Annotated in this window: 21 protein-coding genes and 1 riboswitch; of the genes, 12 read left to right on the top strand and 9 right to left on the bottom strand. The window is 61.4% G+C overall.

Features of this window, described 5'->3' with window-relative positions:
* The first annotated feature begins 51 nt into the window (after positions 1-51).
* The 8 genes from EFD55_RS14555 to EFD55_RS14520 all read left to right on the top strand — a co-directional run bounded on the left by EFD55_RS14555 (position 52) and on the right by EFD55_RS14520 (position 6,959).
* On the top strand, positions 52-336 hold the full coding sequence (locus tag EFD55_RS14555) for a type II toxin-antitoxin system TacA family antitoxin (RefSeq protein WP_125845758.1): 285 nt from the start codon (positions 52-54) through the stop codon (positions 334-336).
* Positions 333-821, top strand: coding sequence for a GNAT family N-acetyltransferase (locus tag EFD55_RS14550; protein ID WP_125845757.1), 489 nt, complete (start codon positions 333-335; stop codon positions 819-821). The genes EFD55_RS14555 and EFD55_RS14550 overlap by 4 nt, the downstream gene beginning before the upstream one ends.
* Before the next feature lie 130 nt (positions 822-951).
* Entirely contained in the window at positions 952-2,463 is a 1,512-nt protein-coding gene (locus EFD55_RS14545; RefSeq protein ID WP_125845756.1) for a helicase HerA domain-containing protein, read from the top strand.
* A 224-nt stretch (positions 2,464-2,687) separates the two neighbouring features.
* Complete coding sequence (rpsD, locus tag EFD55_RS14540; RefSeq protein ID WP_004676212.1) at positions 2,688-3,305, top strand: 30S ribosomal protein S4; 618 nt, start codon at positions 2,688-2,690, stop codon at positions 3,303-3,305.
* Between the two features lie 72 nt (positions 3,306-3,377).
* Positions 3,378-4,307 carry a glutaminase gene (locus EFD55_RS14535; RefSeq protein ID WP_125845755.1) on the top strand — a complete coding sequence of 310 codons (930 nt, stop codon included), beginning with the start codon at positions 3,378-3,380 and terminating at the stop codon, positions 4,305-4,307.
* A 60-nt stretch (positions 4,308-4,367) separates the two neighbouring features.
* Entirely contained in the window at positions 4,368-5,240 is an 873-nt protein-coding gene (gene ttcA, locus EFD55_RS14530) for a tRNA 2-thiocytidine(32) synthetase TtcA (protein ID WP_125845754.1), read from the top strand.
* Between the two features lie 45 nt (positions 5,241-5,285).
* A complete protein-coding gene (locus EFD55_RS14525) occupies positions 5,286-6,113 on the top strand; it encodes an inositol monophosphatase family protein (RefSeq protein WP_125845753.1) in 828 nt (275 codons plus the stop codon).
* A gap of 21 nt (positions 6,114-6,134) precedes the next feature.
* On the top strand, positions 6,135-6,959 hold the full coding sequence (locus EFD55_RS14520) for an inositol monophosphatase family protein (RefSeq protein WP_125845752.1): 825 nt from the start codon (positions 6,135-6,137) through the stop codon (positions 6,957-6,959).
* Between the two features lie 98 nt (positions 6,960-7,057).
* Here the strand turns inward: EFD55_RS14520 and EFD55_RS14515 are convergent, their stop codons facing one another.
* The 6 genes from EFD55_RS14515 to EFD55_RS14490 all read right to left on the bottom strand — a co-directional run bounded on the left by EFD55_RS14515 (position 7,058) and on the right by EFD55_RS14490 (position 11,868).
* On the bottom strand, positions 7,058-7,531 hold the full coding sequence (locus EFD55_RS14515; protein WP_125845751.1) for a GNAT family N-acetyltransferase: 474 nt from the start codon (positions 7,529-7,531) through the stop codon (positions 7,058-7,060).
* A 34-nt stretch (positions 7,532-7,565) separates the two neighbouring features.
* Positions 7,566-8,846: a multidrug effflux MFS transporter gene (locus tag EFD55_RS14510; protein WP_125845750.1), complete on the bottom strand. Its 1,281-nt coding sequence runs from the start codon at positions 8,844-8,846 to the stop codon at positions 7,566-7,568.
* 35 nt (positions 8,847-8,881) lie between these two features.
* A complete protein-coding gene (locus EFD55_RS14505) occupies positions 8,882-10,087 on the bottom strand; it encodes a multidrug effflux MFS transporter (RefSeq protein ID WP_125845872.1) in 1,206 nt (401 codons plus the stop codon).
* A gap of 137 nt (positions 10,088-10,224) precedes the next feature.
* Positions 10,225-10,560, bottom strand: a complete 336-nt coding sequence (gene grxD / locus EFD55_RS14500; protein ID WP_125845749.1) for a Grx4 family monothiol glutaredoxin — start codon at positions 10,558-10,560, stop codon at positions 10,225-10,227.
* Between the two features lie 144 nt (positions 10,561-10,704).
* Positions 10,705-11,526 (bottom strand): c-type cytochrome, encoded by an 822-nt coding sequence (locus tag EFD55_RS14495; protein ID WP_125845748.1) that lies wholly within the window; start codon positions 11,524-11,526, stop codon positions 10,705-10,707.
* Positions 11,527-11,634: 108 nt separating this feature from the next.
* Positions 11,635-11,868, bottom strand: coding sequence for a hypothetical protein (locus EFD55_RS14490; RefSeq protein WP_125845747.1), 234 nt, complete (start codon positions 11,866-11,868; stop codon positions 11,635-11,637).
* Positions 11,869-12,033: 165 nt separating this feature from the next.
* Here EFD55_RS14490 and EFD55_RS14485 point away from each other — a divergent pair, with 165 nt between their 5' ends.
* The 4 genes from EFD55_RS14485 (at position 12,034) to EFD55_RS14470 (ending at position 16,551) form a co-directional block, all read left to right on the top strand.
* Entirely contained in the window at positions 12,034-13,200 is a 1,167-nt protein-coding gene (locus EFD55_RS14485) for a hypothetical protein (RefSeq protein WP_125845746.1), read from the top strand.
* A 75-nt stretch (positions 13,201-13,275) separates the two neighbouring features.
* A riboswitch (cobalamin riboswitch) is annotated at positions 13,276-13,555 on the top strand.
* Positions 13,556-13,736: 181 nt separating this feature from the next.
* Entirely contained in the window at positions 13,737-14,753 is a 1,017-nt protein-coding gene (locus EFD55_RS14480) for an ABC transporter substrate-binding protein (protein ID WP_125845745.1), read from the top strand.
* Positions 14,750-15,790 carry a FecCD family ABC transporter permease gene (locus EFD55_RS14475; protein WP_125845744.1) on the top strand — a complete coding sequence of 347 codons (1,041 nt, stop codon included), beginning with the start codon at positions 14,750-14,752 and terminating at the stop codon, positions 15,788-15,790. The genes EFD55_RS14480 and EFD55_RS14475 overlap by 4 nt, the downstream gene beginning before the upstream one ends.
* Positions 15,787-16,551 carry an ABC transporter ATP-binding protein gene (locus tag EFD55_RS14470; protein ID WP_125845743.1) on the top strand — a complete coding sequence of 255 codons (765 nt, stop codon included), beginning with the start codon at positions 15,787-15,789 and terminating at the stop codon, positions 16,549-16,551. The genes EFD55_RS14475 and EFD55_RS14470 overlap by 4 nt, the downstream gene beginning before the upstream one ends.
* Before the next feature lie 33 nt (positions 16,552-16,584).
* Here the strand turns inward: EFD55_RS14470 and EFD55_RS14465 are convergent, their stop codons facing one another.
* The 3 genes from EFD55_RS14465 to EFD55_RS14455 form a co-directional block, all read right to left on the bottom strand.
* Positions 16,585-16,818, bottom strand: a complete 234-nt coding sequence (locus EFD55_RS14465; protein ID WP_003579540.1) for a BolA/IbaG family iron-sulfur metabolism protein — start codon at positions 16,816-16,818, stop codon at positions 16,585-16,587.
* A gap of 19 nt (positions 16,819-16,837) precedes the next feature.
* Complete coding sequence (gene purL / locus EFD55_RS14460) at positions 16,838-19,069, bottom strand: phosphoribosylformylglycinamidine synthase subunit PurL (protein ID WP_125845742.1); 2,232 nt, start codon at positions 19,067-19,069, stop codon at positions 16,838-16,840.
* A gap of 120 nt (positions 19,070-19,189) precedes the next feature.
* A complete protein-coding gene (locus EFD55_RS14455) occupies positions 19,190-19,771 on the bottom strand; it encodes an acyloxyacyl hydrolase (RefSeq protein ID WP_125845741.1) in 582 nt (193 codons plus the stop codon).
* Between the last annotated feature and the right edge of the window lie 113 nt (positions 19,772-19,884).

Genomic DNA, 19,884 nt, shown 5'->3' with positions numbered 1-19,884 from the left:
CGCTCGGATGATTTGTGGGTACAATTGCACCCACAGAATAGAGGAGCTGATATGGCCCAGAATGCTCACAAAGACGATACGCTGAAGATCCGCGTGGACCGGCCAACATTCGAGTTGATGGAAACCGCGCGCAATTACCTTCATCTCGACAAGAGCAAATTCATCCGTGAAAGCATTCGCGAAAAGGCGGAGGCGGTGATTGCCGACCATACCAGAACGCGCTTTACGGCCGAGGACTGGGAAGGCTTTTTTGCGGCATTCGACGAGCCGGCCAAGCCGACGGAGCGCATGGTCAATGCTGTCCGGAAATATCGCGATATCGTCGGCGGCTCATGAAATTCGAACTGCTGGATCCGAAGCGGCATGACCGGGAGGGATTCGATTGCGGCGTCGACGCATTGAATACCTATCTCCAACGCTTCGCCAATCAGGATGTCAGGCGCGGCCTTACGCGCGTCTATGTTCTCTGCGAGGAGGCACGGATTGCCGGCTATTTTTCGCTGAGCGCTCATTCGGTGTCCCGTCAGGATCTTCCGCCAAAGATCCAGGTAGGCCCCTATGAGGAATTGCCGTTTCTGATGCTGGGCCGCCTCGCCGTTGATCGCAATTATCAGGGCCAGGGTCTTGGAGATACGCTGATCGTCCATGCCTTCGCGATCACGCGATCGGCCGCTGGACAGATCGGAATTCTGGGCATGATTGTTGATGCGAAGGACGAACGCGCGGCAGGATTCTATGAACGCTTCGGTTTCCAGAGGCTTTCGGGCACTGCGCTTCGGCTTGTCCTGCCGATCACGGCGATGGATCATCTTCTCGGATGAGCGCGGAATTGTCCTGTGGGTTGGTGAAATTCGGTCCTGAAAGATAGCGCATTCTTTGATAGACGGGGCGCTGCCGTTTCGGAAGAATGGCGCTTCGTTCATGTGAGTCTCTTCGCCGCGAGGATCAGCATTGCAGGTTGGCATCGATATGGGATTGGCGTCCGGCAGCCCGGCGACGCTCGATATCGAAGAGCTGCTGGCGACCCGTCTGCTCGTGCAGGGCAATTCCGGATCGGGCAAATCGCATCTCTTGCGCCGCTTGCTCGAACAGTCGGCGCAATGGGTGCAGCAGGTCATCATCGATCCCGAGGGTGATTTCGTCACCCTCAGCGACAGGTTCGGCCACGTCGTCGTCGATGGCGAGCGGACCGAGGCGGAGTTGGCGGGCATTGCCAACCGTATCCGCCAGCATCGCGTTTCCTGCGTGCTGACGCTCGAAGGTCTCGACATCGAGCAGCAGATGCGCGCCGCCGCTGCTTTTCTCAACGGCATGTTCGATGCCGACCGCGAATACTGGTATCCGGTCCTCGTCGTCGTCGACGAAGCGCAGATGTTTGCGCCATCCGTGGGGGGCGATGTCTCGGAAGATGCGCGCAAGATGTCGCTCGGCGCGATGACCAATCTGATGTGCCGCGGCCGTAAGCGCGGGCTTGCCGGGGTGATCGCGACACAGCGGCTTGCCAAGCTTGCCAAGAACGTTGCCGCCGAGGCCTCGAACTTCCTGATGGGCCGCACTTTCCTCGATATCGATATGGCGCGCGCCGCCGACCTGCTCGGCATGGACCGGCGGCAGGCCGAAATGTTCCGCGACCTGAAGCGCGGCAATTTCGTCGCCCTCGGGCCTGCCTTATCGCGCCGGCCGCTGCCGATCCAGATCGGCGCGGTGGAGACCTCGGCACGCTCCTCCAGCCCGAAGCTGATGCCGCTGCCGGACGCGCCACAGGATGTCGAGGACCTGATTTTCACGCCTGATCCGGAAGAGTTCCAGCGCCCGCTGGTGCGTCGCACGCAGCCGGCGCCGCGACCGACGACGGATATTCTTGCCGAACTCTCGCGCTCGACGCCGGCCGCATCCGCGGCACCAGCCGAAGCGCGTGCGAACCAGATGGAAGTCTCCGCCGAGGAACGGGAGGAGCGCCTCGCCGGCGTACTCGCCGAGATACTCGAGGATCCCACCTCGGGCTTCCGCACCGATTCGGTGCTCTACCAGGATTTTCTCGTGCGATTGCGCATGCGCCGCGTACCGGGACCGCCGATAGCGCTGCCGGATTTCCGTCGGCGCGTGGCGGTCTCACGCTCGGGTGTCGATGCGGAAACGGCCGGAACGGAAGCCTGGACAACGGCGCTATCGTTGTCATCTGGTGTCACCGACGATCTGCAAGGCGTGTTCCTGATGCTCGCCAAGGCGGCCGTCTGCAGTGAGGTGTGCCCGTCGGATGCCCGCATCGCCCGCGCCTACGGCACCCATTCCGCTCGCCGCGCCCGCCGTCTGCTCGGCTATTTCGAGGAGCAGGGGATCGTCGTCGTGCACACGGATTTTTCCGGTAAGCGCATCGTGGCGTTCCCGGACATGAATTGCCAGACGGCGCCGGGCGACGCCAACGCGCCAGATACGGGCGATCAGCCGCTGGCGGCGGAATAGTAGCTCTTTCGAGTTTTGCCGCTGTTGACATTTTCATGACGGAGCTCTAAAGACCGCGCCAAGCACCGGGCAGCAATGTCCGGTGTTTCATTTGACATGTCCCGTGGATCGTTCCTGTTCGCTAACCGGAACATCCTGTCAGATCTCGGCAGAGATCAGAGGAGGGCGTGTTTCCTTCGTGCGGTTTGGCAACAGACCGTCATAAACCTTTGAAAGGAAATGCGATGAGCAAGCGCGAATCGTCCAAGTACAAAATTGACCGCCGTATGGGCGAAAACATCTGGGGCCGTCCGAAGTCCCCGGTGAACCGCCGCGAATACGGCCCGGGCCAGCACGGCCAGCGCCGCAAGGGCAAGCTTTCGGACTTCGGTGTGCAGCTACGCGCGAAGCAGAAGCTCAAGGGCTACTACGGTGACCTGCGCGAAAAGCAGTTCCGCGCGATCTTCGCCGAAGCCGACCGCCGCAAGGGCGACACGTCTGAAAACCTGATCGGCCTGCTGGAATCGCGTCTCGACGCGATCGTCTATCGTGCCAAGTTCGTTCCGACGGTCTTTGCTGCCCGTCAGTTCGTCAACCATGGCCACGTGACCGTCAATGGCGTGCGCGTCAACATCGGTTCCTACCGCTGCAAGGCCGGCGACGTCATCGAAGTTCGCGAGAAGTCGAAGCAGCTCGTGACCGTTCTGGAAGCCGTCAGCCTCGCCGAGCGCGACGTTCCTGATTACATCGAAGTCGATCACAACAAGATGGTCGCCACTTTCGGTCGCGTTCCGACGCTCAGCGACGTTCCGTTCCCGGTCGTCATGGAACCGCATCTGGTCGTCGAATTCTATTCGCGTTAAGAAGAACCAGGCGTTTTCGCTTATGGAAAAGCCGCTCTTTCGGGCGGCTTTTTTGTTATCTGGAGAGAAGCGATGGCGGATTTGCAGGCGACCCTCGATAGCATCTACACCGATATCCTGCCGCGGATCGGCGAGGGTAAGGTGGCCGACTATATTCCCGAGCTCGCCAAGGTCGATCCGCGGCAGTTCGGTATGGCGATCGTGACCGTCGACGGCAAGGTCTACCGTGTCGGCGATGCCGGCATCGCCTTTTCGATCCAGAGCATATCCAAGGTCTTCATGCTGACGCTGGCGCTCGGCAAAGTCGGCGAAGGCTTATGGAAGCGTGTCGGGCGCGAACCGTCCGGATCGGCTTTCAACTCGATCGTCCAGCTCGAGCACGAGAGCGGCATTCCGCGCAATCCCTTCATCAATGCCGGCGCGATCGCCGTCAGCGACGTCGTCATGGCCGGCCATGCACCGCGCGAGGCGATCGGCGAATTGCTGCGCTTCGTGCGTTATCTCGCCGATGACGAATCGATCACCATCGACGACAAGGTGGCACGCTCGGAAACGCAGACGGGATATCGCAATGTCGCGCTCGCCAATTTCATGCGCGCCTACCGCAATCTCGATCATCCCGTCGATCACGTGCTCGGCGTCTATTTCCATCAATGCGCGCTGTCGATGAGTTGTGAGCAGCTGGCGCGTGCCGGGCTGTTCCTGGCGGCGCGCGGCAGCAATCCGATGACCGGCCATTCGGTGGTCTCGCCCAAGCGGGCGCGGCGCATCAACGCGCTGATGCTGACCTGCGGCCATTACGACGGCTCCGGCGATTTCGCCTATCATGTCGGCCTGCCCGGCAAGAGCGGCGTCGGCGGCGGCATCTTCGCGGTTGCGCCCGGCATCGCCTCGATCGCGGTGTGGTCGCCGGGGCTGAACAAGGTCGGCAATTCGCAGCTCGGCGCGGTGGCGCTGGAGATGCTGGCGGCGCGCACCGGCTGGTCGGTTTTCGGCGATTGAGACTGTGTTGGCGAAGGGCTTTCTGCTAAGGCAAGCATGAATCTTCGATAGGACGAAGCAATGAATATCGCAGCCGATATCGCCGATGACCTGGAAAGCGGCGAAGCCGACAGCGGCATCGGCCATGCGCTGTTTGCCGATGCACCGCGTTCCGTCTCCTTCAACAAGCTGCGCAAGCGGCTGCTGCGGCAGGTGCGCCAGGCCTTCGACGATTTCGACATGTTGAAGGGGCAGAAGCGCTGGCTGGTCGGCCTTTCCGGTGGCAAGGATTCCTACGGGCTGCTGGCGCTGCTGCTCGATCTGCAATGGCGCGGCCTGCTGCCGGTCGAGCTCGTGGCCTGCAATCTCGACCAGGGGCAGCCGAACTTTCCGAAGCATGTGCTGCCGGAGTATCTGACCAAAATCGGTGTGCGGCATCGGATCGAATATCGGGATACCTATTCGATCGTGAAGGAGAAGGTGCCGGAAGGCGCCACCTATTGCTCGCTCTGTTCGCGGCTGCGGCGCGGCAATCTCTACCGCGTCGCGCGGGAAGAGGGCTGCGATGCGCTGGTGCTCGGCCACCACCGTGAGGACATTCTCGAAACCTTCTTCATGAATTTCTTCCACGGCGGACGGCTTGCCTCCATGCCGGCGAAACTTCTGAACGACGAGGGCGACCTGATGGTGCTCCGGCCGCTTGCCTATGCCGCCGAAGACGATCTCGCCAAGTTTGCCGCCGCCATGCAGTTTCCGATCATCCCCTGCGACCTCTGCGGCTCTCAGGACGGGTTGCAGCGCAATGCGATGAAGGACATGCTCGCCGATATTGAGCGGCGCATGCCCGGCCGCAAGGACACGATGCTGCGGGCGCTTTCGCATGTGAACCCGTCGCACCTGCTTGACCCGAAACTCTTCGACTTTTCCAGCCTTGGCGTCACCGATCCTTCATGAGGGCGGGCTATGCAGGCTGCCCATTGCATGAAGGACAGATTTCGCATGACTATTTCAGACACGGATATTCTTTTCCTCGGCGAGTGCGTCAGGCAAGCGGCGCAAGCCGAGATCATGCCGCGTTTCCGCAATCTCGGCGCTGCCGACGTCTCGGAAAAGACCTCGGCCACCGATCTGGTGACGCAAGCCGATCTGCTTGCCGAACACAGGATCACAGCCGCACTGAAGGAGCGCTTTCCCGCAGCACTCATCGTCGGCGAGGAGGCCTATGACGCCGACAAGTCGGTGGTGCCCGCACTTGCCGATGCCGAGCTTGCCTTCGTCATCGACCCTGTCGACGGGACGTTCAATTTCGCCGCCGGGCTTCCCGTTTTCGGAACGATGCTTGCGGTGACCGTCAGGGGCGAGACCGTCGCCGGCATCATTCACGATCCCGTTCTTGGCGACACGGTGACGGCGATCAAAGGGGCAGGAGCCTTCCTGACGCGGCAAGACGGGCAGTCGAGCAAGCTGAAGGTGGCGGAACCCGCGGCACTGAACCAAATGGTCGGCGGCATGTCGTGGGGTCATATGGACGAGCCGGACCGTTCACGCACCTGCGCCAACATGGCAAAGGCCCGCATGACCTTTGCTTTCAACTGCTCGGCCTACGAATACTGGATGGTTGCCTCCGGCAAGCTGCATTTCATTGGGCATTCGAAGCTGATGCCATGGGACCATCTGGCCGGCGTGCTTGCGCATCAGGAGGCCGGCGGCCATACGGCGAAGTTCGACGGAACGCCCTACAGGCCGGGAGAGATTTCCGGTGGCATCATCTCGGCGCCGGATAGGGAAAGCTGGCAGACGATCCGCAGGGAAATCATCGGCCACTGATAAACCGAAGAGGAATTTGCCATGACGACTGCCATAGACACAATGACCCTTGCCGATCTTCTGCGGCAGGCAGCGAAAGCCGAGATCCTGCCGCGCTTTCGCAGGTTGGGCAGCCGTGATGTCCGCGCCAAGACGGAGGCGACCGACCTGGTGACGGAAGCCGATGAACAGGCCGAAAGAATGCTGAAGGCAGAGGCCGCGCGCCTCTGGCCGGAAGCACTCTTCATCGGTGAGGAGTCGGTTTCGTCAGATCCCGCTCTGCTCCACAAGCTCGACGGCGCGGATCTTGCCGTCGTCGTCGATCCGGTCGATGGCACGTTTAACTTCGCCTCCGGCATTCCGGCCTTCGGCGTCATGGCCTCGGTCGTGTCAAAGGGTGAGACCGTCGCCGGCATCATCTACGATCCAATGGGCGACGACTGGGTCATGGCCGAAAAGGGCGGCGGCGCCTGGCTGCAGCGGCCGGACGGCGAAGCGGAGCGGCTGCACACCGCCGCGCCGGTTGCGCTCGACCAGATGGTCGGCATGGCCTCCACCGGTTACCTGCCACAGGAAAAGCGCGCCGTGATCCTCGGCAATCTTGCCAAGGTGCGATTCCTGACCAACTATCGCTGCGCGGCCCACGAATACCGGACCTTTGCCGGCGGGCATGTGCATTACCTCATGTACAACAAGCTGATGCCCTGGGATCACCTTGCCGGCACGCTGATCTCGCAGGAGGCGGGTGCTTATGCAGCCCGTTTCGACGGCTCGCCCTACCTGCCGCACCATCTCGACGGCGGGCTGCTGATTACACCAGACAAGGCTTCGTGGGAGGTGCTTCGGCGCGAGGTTTTCACGGTCTGAAGGCATGAAAACCGGCCGCAAAATTCGAATTTGCGGCCGGTTCCTGTGGGAGTAATCTTTTCAGCCAGGAAGCGGGCCTTGTTCTCCCGCCCCGCGTATCAGCCGTAGAGCTTTTCCATAAGGAAGTTTTCCAGGCTTTGACCACGCTTCTCGACGATTTGCTTCGTGATCAGGCGAAACCCTCTGCGCTCGAAAAACGGACGGGCGGTTCGGCTGGCCTCCGTATAAATTCGGCTGAATCCCAGCTTCAAGGCTTCCTCCTCGACCCGGCTCAGCAGACCGCTTGCAATTCCAAGCCCCTGGAATTCAGGGTGGACGAACATCATGTCCAGGCATCCGTCGCTGGTCAGGTCTGAAAAGCCTGCGGGCTTTCCTTCAATTTCAGCGATCCAGGCTGGCCTGCTTATCCTGCGCGCCGCCCACAAACTGCGATCTTCGACTTGCGCCCAAGCCTCTATCTGAGCCGGCAAATAGTCTTTCGAGGAAACCTCGCGAATGGCGCGCAGGAAAATTTCGATCGTCGCAGCCGCGTCGCTCGGTGCATAAGGCCTGATCAGAATTCGCTCGTCCATCGGGAATGCCTTGAACCGGCCCAGCGGGCCTGCTTCAGAAATGGGCCGCACCCGGATCGAGCTGAGGGCTGTCGCCGGGATGGGTGAAGAGCTTGCCGTTTTCCGCCCAGAGAGTGGCTGCGATCGTCACCAGACCGAAGAGCGCGAAGCCGCCAAAGAGGGGCTGCACCGTGCCGTTGAACATCTGGCCGACCAGGCCGCCGAGGATGGCGCCGAAGGTCGTTGAGACGAAGCCGGTGATGGCTGTCGCCGTACCGGCGAGATTGCCCATCGGCTCGAGGCTGATGGCGGTGAAATTGGTGGCGATCACGGCGAACATCATCAATACAACGGTGAAGATGCCGTAGGCGACGGCAAAATCCGGCTTGCCGGCCAGCGAATGGAAAAAGCCGACGGCAGACAGCGCCGTGAAGATCAGGAGGGCGGCGTGCGAGATGCGGCGCATGCCGAACTTGCGCACGAAGAAGCCATTGGCGAAGTTGGCGACGGCGATGCCGCCGGCGGTCGCAGCAAAAGCGATCGGCAGCCAGTCGCCAAGGCCGTAGACCTCGCCGAAGACCTGCTGCACCGAGATCACATAAGCGCTGATGACGCCGGTGAACATGGTGAGGCCGATCATGTAACCGCAGGTGATGCGGTTCGTGAGCACGGTCTTGAAACCATCCATGACAGAGCTGACCGACAGTGGCAGGCGCTCTTCCGGCGGCAGCGATTCCTTCAGCCTGAGAAGAGCCCAGACGAACAGGATCGAGGCGACGATGCCGAGCAGGATGAAGATCCAGTGCCAGTTGGCGTAGATGATGATGAGCTGGCCGACGGAGGGGGCGACGATCGGCACGATCATGAAGACGATCATGACATAGGACATGACGCGGGCCATTTCGCGGCCGCCGAAGCAGTCGCGCACGATGGCCATGGTGGTGATGCGCACGGCCGCGCCGCCCACACCCTGAACGAAGCGCATGACCAGCAGCATTTCGAAGCTGCCGGTTGCCGCAGCGGCAAACATGCCGAGGACATAGCAGGCGAGGCCGCCAAGCAGGATATTGCGACGGCCGAACGTATCCGAAAGGCTGCCGAAGAAGATCTGCGAGAAGCCAAACCCTAAGAAGAAGACGCCGATGATGAGCTGTGCGTCGTTGGTATTGGTGACGCCGAGGGAGTGGCCGATATTGGGCAGCGCCGGCAGCATGCTGTCGATCGCCATGGCGATGCTGGCGGTCATGATGGCGATGGTGACGACGAATTCGCCGAAGCCCATGCCGATGCGGCGGGAGCCCTGGTTTTCCTGGTGCGGTTTATGCGGCGGCGTCATGTGGTGAAATCCCGTATGCGAATGAGGCCGGTCGTTCAGACGGCAGGGTTATGCTGTTGGAAGAGCCGGCCCTTCTCGGCGATCAGCACGAAGATCAGCCCGACGATCGACACGGCAAAATAACCGGCCACCATCGGCAGCGCGGTGCCGTCGAAGGCCTGGCCGATGCCGGCCCCGATGATGGCGCCGCCGACCGTGCTCATGAAACCGAGCACGGAGGAGGCGGTGCCGGCGACGTGGCCGAGTGGCTCCATGGCGAGCGAGTTGAAGTTCGAGCCGATCCAGCCGAACTGGAACATGGCAAGGCCGAAGAATGAAATGAACAGGGCAAAGGGCATCGGCTCCGTGCTCACCATCTGCACGATCAGCCAGATGGTGTTGATGGCGATGAAGCCGAGGAGCGAACCGTGCGATAGGCGGCGCATGCCGAGCTTGCCGACGAAGCGCGAGTTGAAGAAGGACGACAGCGACATGAAGATCGCAACGGCGGCAAAGGCAAAGGGGAAATAGATCCCGAGGCCATAGATGCCGACATAGACCTGCTGCGCGGAATTGATGAAGCCAAACAGCGCGCCGAAGATGAAGGTGCTGGCGATGGTGTAGCAGAGCGCCATGCGATTGGTCAGCACGAGCTTGAAGGCGCCGAAAATCGAGCGGGCGGTGAAGGGCCTGACATTGGCGGGATGCAGGGTTTCCGGCAGGCGCAGGTAAGCCCAGACGGCGATAGCGGTCGCCATGGTGGCGATGAAGAGGAAGATCAGGTGCCAGTTGCCGAAGAACATGACGATCTGGCCGGTGCCGGGCGCAATCACCGGTACAATCATGAAGACCATCATGATGAGCGACATGACTTCCGCCATCTGCCGGCCGCCATAGATATCGCGGACGATGGAAATGGTGATGACGCGGGTGGCGGCCGAACCGATGCCCTGGATGAAGCGCAGCACCAGCAGGCCAGCGAATGATGGAACGAAAACGATTCCGATGGCGGAAGCGATATAGATGACAAGGCCGATCAACAACGGTGTACGGCGGCCGAAGCGATCGGAAAGCGGTCCATAGAAAAGCTGGGCGCAGCCGAAGCCGAGCAGGTAGGTGGAAACGACGAACTGGCGGTGATTCTCGCTTTCGACGCCGAGGCTTGCACCGATCTGCTGCAGGGCCGGAAGCATGATGTCGATCGCCAGCGAATTGATGGCCATCAGGAAGGCGGCAAGCGCGATGAATTCACGCTTGCCCATGGGCAGGCGGCCCGCGGACACGGCTTGCGATGAATCTGTCACAATGAAATTCCCATAAACAGGCCAAGGCGCTGCTTACCGCAGCGCCCCGGACTCAAGAAACAGATTTGGAAACCGAGCGGACGCCCGGAGACCGGTCAGGCGGCGCCGCGTACGGCGATGCCATTTTCCTGGAGATGCTGCTGCAGCTCACCGGCCTGGAACATTTCCCGGACGATGTCGCAGCCGCCGACGAATTCGCCTTTTATGTAAAGCTGCGGGATCGTCGGCCAGTTGGAATAATCCTTGATGCCCTGGCGGATTTCCGAATCGGCGAGCACGTTAACGCTCTTGTAGTCGACGCCGATGTAATCGAGAATCTGCACGACCTGCCCGGAGAAACCGCACTGCGGAAACTGCGGCGTGCCCTTCATGAAGAGGACGACGTCGTTGCTCTTGATTTCGTTGTCGATGAATTCGTGAATGCCGCTCATAGGACCTGATCCTTTCAACAGGCGGGTTAAAGGCCCGTCGTTTCAATCGTTGCCTTTAGATAGCATGCGACGGCAGGAATTCCAGCCGCCCGAACCAAAAAAAGACCAATCCGGCCAGCCGCCGCCGGGATTGTTGCCATCGCGTTACGGTTGCCGGGCGAGATAGGCTTGAATCTGGTCTATTTCAATATCTGTGAAGTGATTGAAATCCCATTGCGAAACCTCGGTCATGACCCCGAGATCACGCCCGCCGACACCCTTGCCGGTGCGCAGCAGCGTCTTGAAATCGGCAGGCGAATAGGATTGCGCCAGCGGCCGCAGCGCCGGCGCCACGAAGACTTCCGACTGCTTCTCCGTGTCGAGATTGTGGCAGTGGCTGCAATCGGTCCTGAAGGCATATTCGCCGATGTCGGCGGGACGCGCGGCGGCGGGCGTCATGGAGACAGGGACGAGATCGGCTTCAAAGGGGATCTTGTCGAGCGCAAGGCCGATCCGACCGACCGGCCCCCATTGCGTCGTTCCGTCCACCGCATCGGGAAGCTGCTTGAGGCTGCGCAGCCATGCGATCATCGCCGCTATGTCGTCATCGGCAATATTCGCAAAGTTGCTTACCGGCATGATGAAGACGCCCGTGCCATCCTTCTTGACGCCGTGGCGGATGAGGCGCACGAGTTCGGCATCGCTATACATAGGCACGAAGCGGGTCAGGTTCGGCGCGACGATGCGACCGACGCCCGGCTCGTCGACCAGCACGTTGCCGGCATCGCGATGGCAGCCGCCGCACATAAACGTGCGGGCGCGGCGTTCTGCCTCCTCGGGAGAGAGTGTTGTCTTGACCGTGAAGTCGGTCGCCGCAACGTCATAGGTCCTGGCAAGGCGCCTTTCCGACAGGACGTAGACGCATGCGACGGCGATGAGACAGATCGCAATGACGGCCGGCAGAGTGATTTTCAAAATGCGCTTCACGGTTCAGCCCCTTGGTGACGTTGAGGAGGCGCATAGGCCGGATGCGGGCTCTTCCGTTGTCGGAGCCCGACGATCCGCAAAGCGCTCAGATTTTGATTTCACGATGCCTCAGCCGCGGCGCTGGCGGCTACGGCCGGCGGTGGTGCGGCGCTTGCTGACCTGTTTGCGGGCGGCAGGTTTGCGCTTGGCGGAGGTTGCCTTGCGTGAGGCCGTTGTCGTTGCAGTGGGGTGCGTCTTGCGCCTGCTGCGCTTCGTCGTCACACGACCGGTGGTTTTCTTCAGGATTTCCTTCAGCACTCTGTCGACGACGCCCGATATCAATTCTTTGACAAGATCGGCCACAAAACCCCTCCGTTCGTGGTGGAAACGACATGGTCGCTATTGAATTCCGGAAGAGTTCGGTTAGCAAGACGGCTTCGAGACCATCCCTGCTTTTTCGCCGATATCAGCGGCGCAACAGCAAGATAGCAGCAATATGCCGGCCATCGAGCCGGCCGGAAGAGTGGAATGAAACTGATCGAGAAGCGGGTCGTCCTGCATTTCCCGGGCTTCGAGCCGCTCGACGGCGCGGCCCACAGGGCGCGCTACGAGCGTTCGGCCAGACAGAGCGCCGCCGTCTGGGGCTATTCGATCGAGACCGGCGCTCCGGAGGCGGGAAGCGATCCCCTCAGTTTCGAGGTCACGACGGGCAACGGAGCCGGAACCTATCCACCCGGCTGGCGGACGAAGAGCCGGATCCACATGGTCGATCATGATGTTTTCGTGCGCAGGCTGCGCAGCGGCAACACGCTGAGCCAGATCATTGCCGGTTTCCGCAGCTTCATACAGATCGTGCTGGAAGGCGGGATGCTGGGATATTTCCGCCATGCGTGGCGCTTTGGCCTGTTCTTCCTCTTTCCGTTCCTGTTGACGGCGCTGGCGATCGTGCTGGCGGCGCAAATCGCTCTCTTGCCTTATAGTTTCGGCTTTTCGCCTTGGCACGTGCTCTGGAGCGGGCCGCTGGGACTCTGTTTCTTCATCTTCGCCTTCCTGCCATTTTCCGAACGTTTCCATACGCTGCATCTCTTTGCCGACTGGGAAATGGCGGTGGCGCTCGGCCGGGTGGACCGGGCAGATTTCAACGAATGGCTGGAAGACCGAGCCGATGCCGTTCGCAGGGCGCTTGACGAAGAGGCTGACGAATATGTGATCTCCTCGCACAGCATGGGATCGAATGTGGCTGCCCATGTCATCGGCATATTGCTCGAAAGGGAGCCCGATCTCTTCAAGGGCAAGCGCGTGGTGTTCGCCACCCTCGGCAGCGCCATCCTGCAATGCGCTCTGTTATCGTCGGCGACGCAGCTTCGCGCGCGCGTCGGCCTGATCGCCCGCTGTCCCGATATTTCCTGGCTCGACGTCCAGTGCCTGACGGATTCGATCAATTTCTACAAGGTGCCGGTCGTTGCCGTCTCCGGTCATCCGGACGCGCTCCAGGCGAAGATGATCCTGATTCGCGTCAAGCAGATGCTGACGCGCGAGCACTACCGCAAGATCCGCAAGGACCAGCTGCGAGTACATCGCCAATATGTGCTTGGCCCGGACCTTCAGGCGCCCTTCGATTTCACGCTGATCACATCAGGGCCGATGCCGGCGTCGGTTTTTGCCAGCCCCGATGAAAAGAGGATGCCCGGCTGAGAGCGGCCTTTTCGCGGAAGGCATTCCGCACAAGGCCCGATGCATCAGCTTGTTCTTGACGCAATGCGGTGAGGCGTCGTAACTGGGCGCGACGGTTCCCCGAGGATGACTCCAAAGGGATTAATAGGGAACACGGTGAGGACGACCCAATAGGGATCAAGACCGTGGCTGCCCCCGCAACTGTAAGCGGATTGCCGATCATCCCAGGATGATCGGTTTGCCGATCCTCCTGAGGTGAGCACCGCTGCTCATCCCCCAGGGCCTCTGGCCATGCCACTGCGAAGGTTTTCGCGGGAAGGCAGATGATCGGCGCATATCCGCAAGCCAGGAGACCTGCCGTCAATCACGATCCAATCAACCGGGCGGGGATGCCTGGAAAGGAACAGACATGATTGACCTGAACCTTCGCCGAACTCCGGCACGAATCCGTCTCGATTGGGTTTTTCGCCGCTAGCGTCCGTTTGACTGTGCCTTGTCCCGCGCAGCCGCGCGCGGCACGGCAGGCCTAGCCATTTTCCTCCTTATCGAGATTTTCCATGCGCCAGTTTCTCACGAGCCTGACGTTTGCCTTCGGGCTGACCGGCCTTGCAGCGCCGAGCCTTGCTGCAACCCAATATCCATTGACCATCACCAATTGCGGCCAGCAGGTGACTTTCGAAAAGGCCCCGGCAACGATCGTTTCGATCGGCCAGGGCATGACCGAAATCCTGTTTTCCCTGGGACTGGCGGATAAGATCGCCGGAACCGCCGTCTGGGTCGGCCCCGTCCTGCCGCAATATGCTGAAGCCAACAGCAAGATCAAACGCCTTGCCGACAACGATCCGAGCTTCGAATCCGTCGTCGGCGCGGAGCCCGATCTGGTGGCGGCCGAATTCGAGTGGCATGTCGGCGCGCAGGGTTCCGTCGGCACGCGCGAACAGTTCTCCGGGCTTGGGATCAACACCTATGTCGCGCCCGCCGACTGCGTCGCCAAGGTCAATACTGACGGCGGCGACGGCGTGCGCAAGGAGTTGTTCACGATGGACCTGATCTATCAGGAAATCGCCGAACTCTCCGAAATCTTCGACATCAAGGACCGCGGCGATGCCTTGATCGCCGATCTCAAGAAGCGCGAGGCCGATGCCGTCGCCTTGATATCGGGCGCATCGGCCAGGAAGCTGCCCGTTGTCTTCTGGTTTTCCAGCAAGGAGGTCAACGGCGATGCCTTCATCGCCGGAAAGAACGGCGCTCCGGCCTATATCCTGAAGACCCTGGGTGCGGCGAATGTCGTCACAACCGAAGAGGAATGGCCGCTGGTCGGCTGGGAGACGATTGCTCAGGCCAATCCCGCAGTCATCGTCATCGCTACGATGGACCGCAGGCGCTATGCCGCGGATGATCCCAAGGTGAAGCTCGGCTTTCTGGAGAATGACCCCGTCACCCGCGAGCTTGCTGCCGTCAGGAACAAGCGCTTCGTGATGATGGACGCGCAATCGATGAACCCGACGATCCGGACGATCGACGGCATCGAGATCCTGGCAAAGGGCATCAAGTCGTCGGGTCTCGCCCAGTGAACAAGACGCTCCTGAAACGGGAGGGATGGTGGACGCTTGCCGCGCTCACTATTGCCGCCTTCGTCCTCCTGGGGCTGATGATCAGTCTGGCCGTCTCGGTCGGCGAAATATCGATCCCACTTCAAACGACTGTAAAGGCCGTCTCGAACCGGCTCTTCGGGACCGGTTTCGAACTCAGCCGCATTCATCAGGGCATCATCTGGGATTATCGCCTCAGCCGCGCGCTGGTCGCCGTCAGTGCCGGCGCCTCGCTGGCGCTCTGCGGCGCCATCCTGCAGGCATTGCTGCGCAATCCGCTGGCCGAGCCTTACGTTCTCGGCATTTCGGCAGGCGCTTCGACGGGTGCGGTCTGCGTCATGATCCTCGGTTTCGGTTACGGCGTGCTCAGCCTGTCGAGCGGCGCGTTCATCGGTGCGGTGATCGCCTTTCTGCTGGTCGGCGTGCTTGCTGCCGGGGCCGGCGGCACCAGCGAGCGCATCATTCTGTGCGGGGTTGCCGGGTCGCAGCTCTTCAATGCGCTGACCTCCTATATCGTCACGACATCAGCAAATGCCGAGCAGGCGAGGGGTGTCATGTTCTGGTTGCTCGGCTCGCTCAGCGGCGTTCGCTGGCCGGATGTCTATCTCTCTGTGCCGGTTGCCGTGATCGGCTTCCTCGTCTGCCTTGCCCATGTGCGCGCCCTCGATGCTTTCGCTTTCGGCACGGATGCTGCCGCATCGCTCGGCATTGCGGTCAGGCGTGTCCAGATCGTGCTGCTCGGTGCGACCGCCGTGATGACGGCTGTTGTCGTCAGCATGGTCGGCTCGATCGGCTTTGTCGGCCTCGTCATTCCGCATGCCGCGCGTTTTCTGGTCGGGCCGGCCCATAGCCGGCTGCTGCCGGCCACAGCGCTCGGCGGCGCCCTCTTCATGGTCGCGGCCGATATCATCTCGCGGATCATCATTCCGCAACAGATTCTGCCGATCGGCGTCGTCACTGCGCTCTTCGGCGCTCCGGCCTTCGCGGTCATCCTTTACGGTTTCAGGAGGACCGCATGAGCATCATTGTCGACAGGGTGAGCGTTGCTGCCGGCAATGCGCTCATCGTCAACGGTGTCAGCCTTGCCGTGGAAAAAGGCAAGGTACTCGGCCTGCTCGGGCCGAACGGTTCGGGAAAATCGAGCCTGTTGCGACTGATCTGCCGGCTGAGAAAGGTACAAAGCGGCGTGATCCGGCTCGGGGAGGACGATATCTCGACGATATCGAGAGCCGAGCTTGCCCGCCGCGTCGCCTTCGTCGAGCAGCAATCGACGACCGACACGCAACTGACCGTCAGGGATGTCGTACGTCTCGGCAGGACGCCGCATCGTGGACTGCTGTCGTCCTGGGCTGCTGATGACGATCTCCGCGTCGACGAGGCTCTTTCCCGTGTCGATATGCAAGATCGGGCCGCGCAGCTCTGGCAGACGCTCTCGGGCGGCGAACGCCAGCGCGTCCATATCGCACGAGCGCTCGCGCAGTCGCCAAGCGAACTCCTGCTCGACGAGCCGACCAATCACCTCGATATCCAGCACCAACTGGACATTCTTTCCCTTGTCTCGAAGCTCGGCATAACCTGCATCGTCGCCCTGCACGACCTCAATCTGGCGGCAATGTTCTGCGATAGCCTGGCCGTGCTGGAGAAGGGAAAGCTCGTTGCCGCGGGAGCAGCCGAAACAGTGCTCACCGAGGGGTTGATCGGCCGCGTCTTCGGTGTCCGGGCACATGTCGAAAGATCTTCGATCCATGGCCGCTTCCATATCCAATACAGGATGGGATGAGCCAGAAGCGCTCCATTCGGAGCGTTGCGGACCCTATTCCGGCGCCGAAGTCTGGAGGGCCAGGGCGTGCAGTATGCCGCCCATGTTGCCCTTCAGCGCCTCGTAGACCATCTGGTGCTGCTGCACGCGGCTCTTGCCGCGGAAGGCTTCGGCGACGACTTCGGCGGCGTAGTGATCGCCGTCGCCCGCCAGATCGCGGATCGTCACCTTGGCACCGGGAATCCCAGCCTTGATCATGTCTTCGATATCGCCGGGTTTCATGGCCATGATCGTTACTCCTTGCGCATTATTCCGCGGCAAGTTCGCCGCGGCCTTCCATGAAATCAGGGAACCACGATTCATGGGCATCGCGCAATTGCTGAATCGGCAGCGAGATGAGATCGCCGACGACCAGCGCCGTTCCCCCGACCGTGCCGAGACGGCGGAAGGGAACGCCGGCGCCTTCCGCGTTGGCACAGACGAAATCGGCAACATCGCTCGGCACCGTCAGCACGTAACGAGCCTGGTCTTCACCGAAGAGCAGCGCATGCGGCGCACCTCTGCTTTCGCCGAGATCGATGGTCAGGCCCTTGCCCGATGCCATTGCCATTTCGGCAAGGGCAACGGCGAGGCCGCCCGAAGAAATGTCGTGGCAGGCCGTCGCCTGGCCGTTGCGGATGACGGAGCGGACGAAATCGCCGTTACGGCGCTCGGCGAACAGATCAACCTCCGGCGCCGGACCTTCGCGGCTGGCAAGCACGTCTCTGAGATAGACGGACTGGCCGAGATGGCTGCCGTCGACGCCGATCATGACGACCTTGTCGCCGTCATTGGCGCTGCCGATGCGCACCATCTTGCGCCAGTCCGGCAGCAGGCCGACGCCTGCAATCGTCGGCGTCGGCAGGATGGCGACGCCGTTGGTCTCGTTGTAGAGCGAGACGTTGCCGGACACGATCGGGAAGTCGAGCGCGCGGCAGGCTTCGCCAATGCCCTTCACGGCCTGAACGAACTGGCCCATGATCTCGGGCTTTTCGGGATTGCCGAAATTGAGATTGTCGGTGGCGGCGAGCGGCTCGGCGCCCGTCGCGGTGATGTTGCGCCAGCATTCGGCGACCGCCTGCTTGCCGCCTTCGAAGGGATCGGCCTCGACATAACGCGGCGTGACGTCGGAGGAGAAGGCAAGAGCCTTGCTCGCATGGCCGTCGACGCGCACGACGCCGGCGTCGCCGCCTGGAAGCTGCAGCGAATTGCCCTGGATCAGCGTGTCGTACTGCTCGTAGACCCAGCGGCGGCTCGATTGGTTGGCGGAGCCGACGAGCCGAAGCAGCGCCTGCCCGTAATCCTCGGGTGCCGCCACGAGGTTGGCGGGCAGGGGAGCCTGCTTGCCGGATTCGCGCCAGGGACGGTCATATTCCGGCGCCTGGTCGCCAAGATCCTTGATCGGCAGGTTGGCGACTTCCTCGCCCTGGTGCATGACGCGGAAGCGCAGGTCGTCTGTCGTCTTGCCGACGATGGCGAAATCGAGACCCCACTTGACGAAGATCGCCTTGGCTTCCTCTTCCTTCTCCGGCTGCAGCACCATGAGCATGCGCTCCTGGCTTTCCGACAGCATCATCTCGTAGGCCGTCATCCGCTCTTCGCGCACCGGCACCTTGTCGAGTTCGAGCAGGATGCCGAGATCGCCTTTGGCGCCCATTTCGACGGCCGAGCAGGTGAGGCCGGCTGCACCCATGTCCTGGATGGCGATGACCGCACCGGTCTGCATCAGCTCGAGGCAGGCTTCGAGCAGGCACTTTTCGGTGAAGGGGTCGCCGACCTGAACCGTCGGGCGCTTTTCTTCGATCGACTCGTCGAATTCGGCCGAGGCCATCGTCGCGCCGCCGACGCCGTCGCGGCCGGTCTTGGCGCCGAGATAGACGACCGGAAGACCGACGCCCTTGGCTTCGGACAGGAAGATGGCGTTGGATTTCGCGATGCCGGCGGCAAAGGCGTTGACCAGGATGTTGCCGTTGTAGCGGGCGTCGAATTCGACTTCACCGCCGACCGTCGGCACGCCGAAGGAATTGCCATAGCCGCCGACGCCGGAGACGACACCGGAGACGAGGTGGCGGGTCTTCGGATGATCGGGCTCGCCGAAACGCAGCGCGTTCATTGCTGCGATCGGGCGGGCGCCCATGGTGAAAACGTCGCGCAAAATGCCGCCGACGCCGGTCGCAGCGCCCTGGTAGGGCTCGATATAGGAGGGGTGGTTGTGGCTCTCCATCTTGAAGACCACGCAATCGCCGTCATCGATATCGACCACGCCGGCATTCTCGCCCGGGCCCTGGATGACGCGCGGCCCCTTGGTCGGCAGCGTGCGCAGCCATTTCTTGGAGGATTTGTAGGAGCAGTGCTCGTTCCACATAGCCGAGAAGATGCCGAGCTCGGTGAAAGTCGGTTCGCGGCCGATCAGATCCAGAATGCGCTGGTACTCGTCCGGCTTCAGGCCATGGCTTGCGATGAGTTCCGGCGTGATCGGGATGGTGTTTGGAATGGTCATGAGCGGAAAGTTCCTGGCGCGTTTTGCGCTGTCTTTAGCTTATGTAGCGGCGGCGCGCGACAGGAAAATGCCCGCCGTCAACAGAGGGCGGGCAGACTTTCTTCACAAAGCGGCGGCCGCTCAGAATTTGTAGCCGATCTGCAGGCCGGCGCGCGTCATGCCGTCGTTCGGCCCGTCGCAGAGATTGGCATGCGAGGAGTGGGCGATCTGGGCCATCACGTTCCAATTGCGGGTGAAACGATAGCCAGCGCCGAGATATTCGTGAAACAGGACGCGGCAGCCGAGTTCCGGACCGTCACTATCGCCATCGAGATCACCGGTGTGGATCACGCCGCCGAAGCCGGCTTCGGCAAAGAGCTTCTCGTTGAAATCGACCGTCCAGGTGAAGCCGGTGAAGAATTGGGTGGCTTCGCCGGAGGTGCCGATCGAGGTGCCGAGATGGACACGGGGGTGCAGCAATTGCTGCTGCCAGCCGACAGCCTGATCGTAGCCGAATGGATCGAAGAGGGCGGTAATTTCCGGAAAGACGCCGTTTTCCCGGGAATGGCCCGATTGTACCGAGGCCGATGCGCCGAAGCGCAATTCATCGAAAATCTGTTCACTTGCACTTGCGGAGCCTGTCACAGCCAAAAAGCCGGTAACCGCTGCCACTGACGCTATACCCAACAAGCGCAGAGCGACTTTGCCGAAGTCGATCTTCATTTGCTGTCCTTTGATTCCCTCATCCGTGGGATGTGAGAGAGGTATCATGGAGTGTCGATGGGTAAAGCGCAGCGGCTCAGCGCCGGGATTTTTTTGGAACTATGAGGTGTATT

The sequence above is a fragment of the Rhizobium pisi genome (genome assembly GCF_003938655.1).
In the GTDB taxonomy this organism is placed as follows: Bacteria; Pseudomonadota; Alphaproteobacteria; order Rhizobiales; family Rhizobiaceae; genus Rhizobium; species Rhizobium pisi.
This window is presented reverse-complemented; position numbering and strand designations above follow the sequence as displayed.

Bases quoted from the DNA above. Each gene is read 5' to 3' on its own strand.
- EFD55_RS14555 (WP_125845758.1), top strand. From the start codon at position 52: ATGGCCCAGAATGCTCACAAAGACGATACGCTGAAGATCCGCGTGGAC.
- EFD55_RS14550 (WP_125845757.1), top strand. From the start codon at position 333: ATGAAATTCGAACTGCTGGATCCGAAGCGGCATGACCGGGAGGGATTC.
- rpsD (WP_004676212.1), top strand. From the start codon at position 2,688: ATGAGCAAGCGCGAATCGTCCAAGTACAAAATTGACCGCCGTATGGGC.
- EFD55_RS14535 (WP_125845755.1), top strand. From the start codon at position 3,378: ATGGCGGATTTGCAGGCGACCCTCGATAGCATCTACACCGATATCCTG.
- ttcA (WP_125845754.1), top strand. From the start codon at position 4,368: ATGAATATCGCAGCCGATATCGCCGATGACCTGGAAAGCGGCGAAGCC.
- EFD55_RS14525 (WP_125845753.1), top strand. From the start codon at position 5,286: ATGACTATTTCAGACACGGATATTCTTTTCCTCGGCGAGTGCGTCAGG.
- EFD55_RS14520 (WP_125845752.1), top strand. From the start codon at position 6,135: ATGACGACTGCCATAGACACAATGACCCTTGCCGATCTTCTGCGGCAG.
- EFD55_RS14515 (WP_125845751.1), bottom strand. From the start codon at position 7,531: ATGGACGAGCGAATTCTGATCAGGCCTTATGCACCGAGCGACGCGGCT.
- EFD55_RS14510 (WP_125845750.1), bottom strand. From the start codon at position 8,846: ATGACGCCGCCGCATAAACCGCACCAGGAAAACCAGGGCTCCCGCCGC.
- EFD55_RS14505 (WP_125845872.1), bottom strand. From the start codon at position 10,087: ATGGGCAAGCGTGAATTCATCGCGCTTGCCGCCTTCCTGATGGCCATC.
- grxD (WP_125845749.1), bottom strand. From the start codon at position 10,560: ATGAGCGGCATTCACGAATTCATCGACAACGAAATCAAGAGCAACGAC.
- EFD55_RS14485 (WP_125845746.1), top strand. From the start codon at position 12,034: ATGAAACTGATCGAGAAGCGGGTCGTCCTGCATTTCCCGGGCTTCGAG.
- EFD55_RS14480 (WP_125845745.1), top strand. From the start codon at position 13,737: ATGCGCCAGTTTCTCACGAGCCTGACGTTTGCCTTCGGGCTGACCGGC.
- EFD55_RS14470 (WP_125845743.1), top strand. From the start codon at position 15,787: ATGAGCATCATTGTCGACAGGGTGAGCGTTGCTGCCGGCAATGCGCTC.
- EFD55_RS14465 (WP_003579540.1), bottom strand. From the start codon at position 16,818: ATGGCCATGAAACCCGGCGATATCGAAGACATGATCAAGGCTGGGATT.
- purL (WP_125845742.1), bottom strand. From the start codon at position 19,069: ATGACCATTCCAAACACCATCCCGATCACGCCGGAACTCATCGCAAGC.
- EFD55_RS14455 (WP_125845741.1), bottom strand. From the start codon at position 19,771: ATGAAGATCGACTTCGGCAAAGTCGCTCTGCGCTTGTTGGGTATAGCG.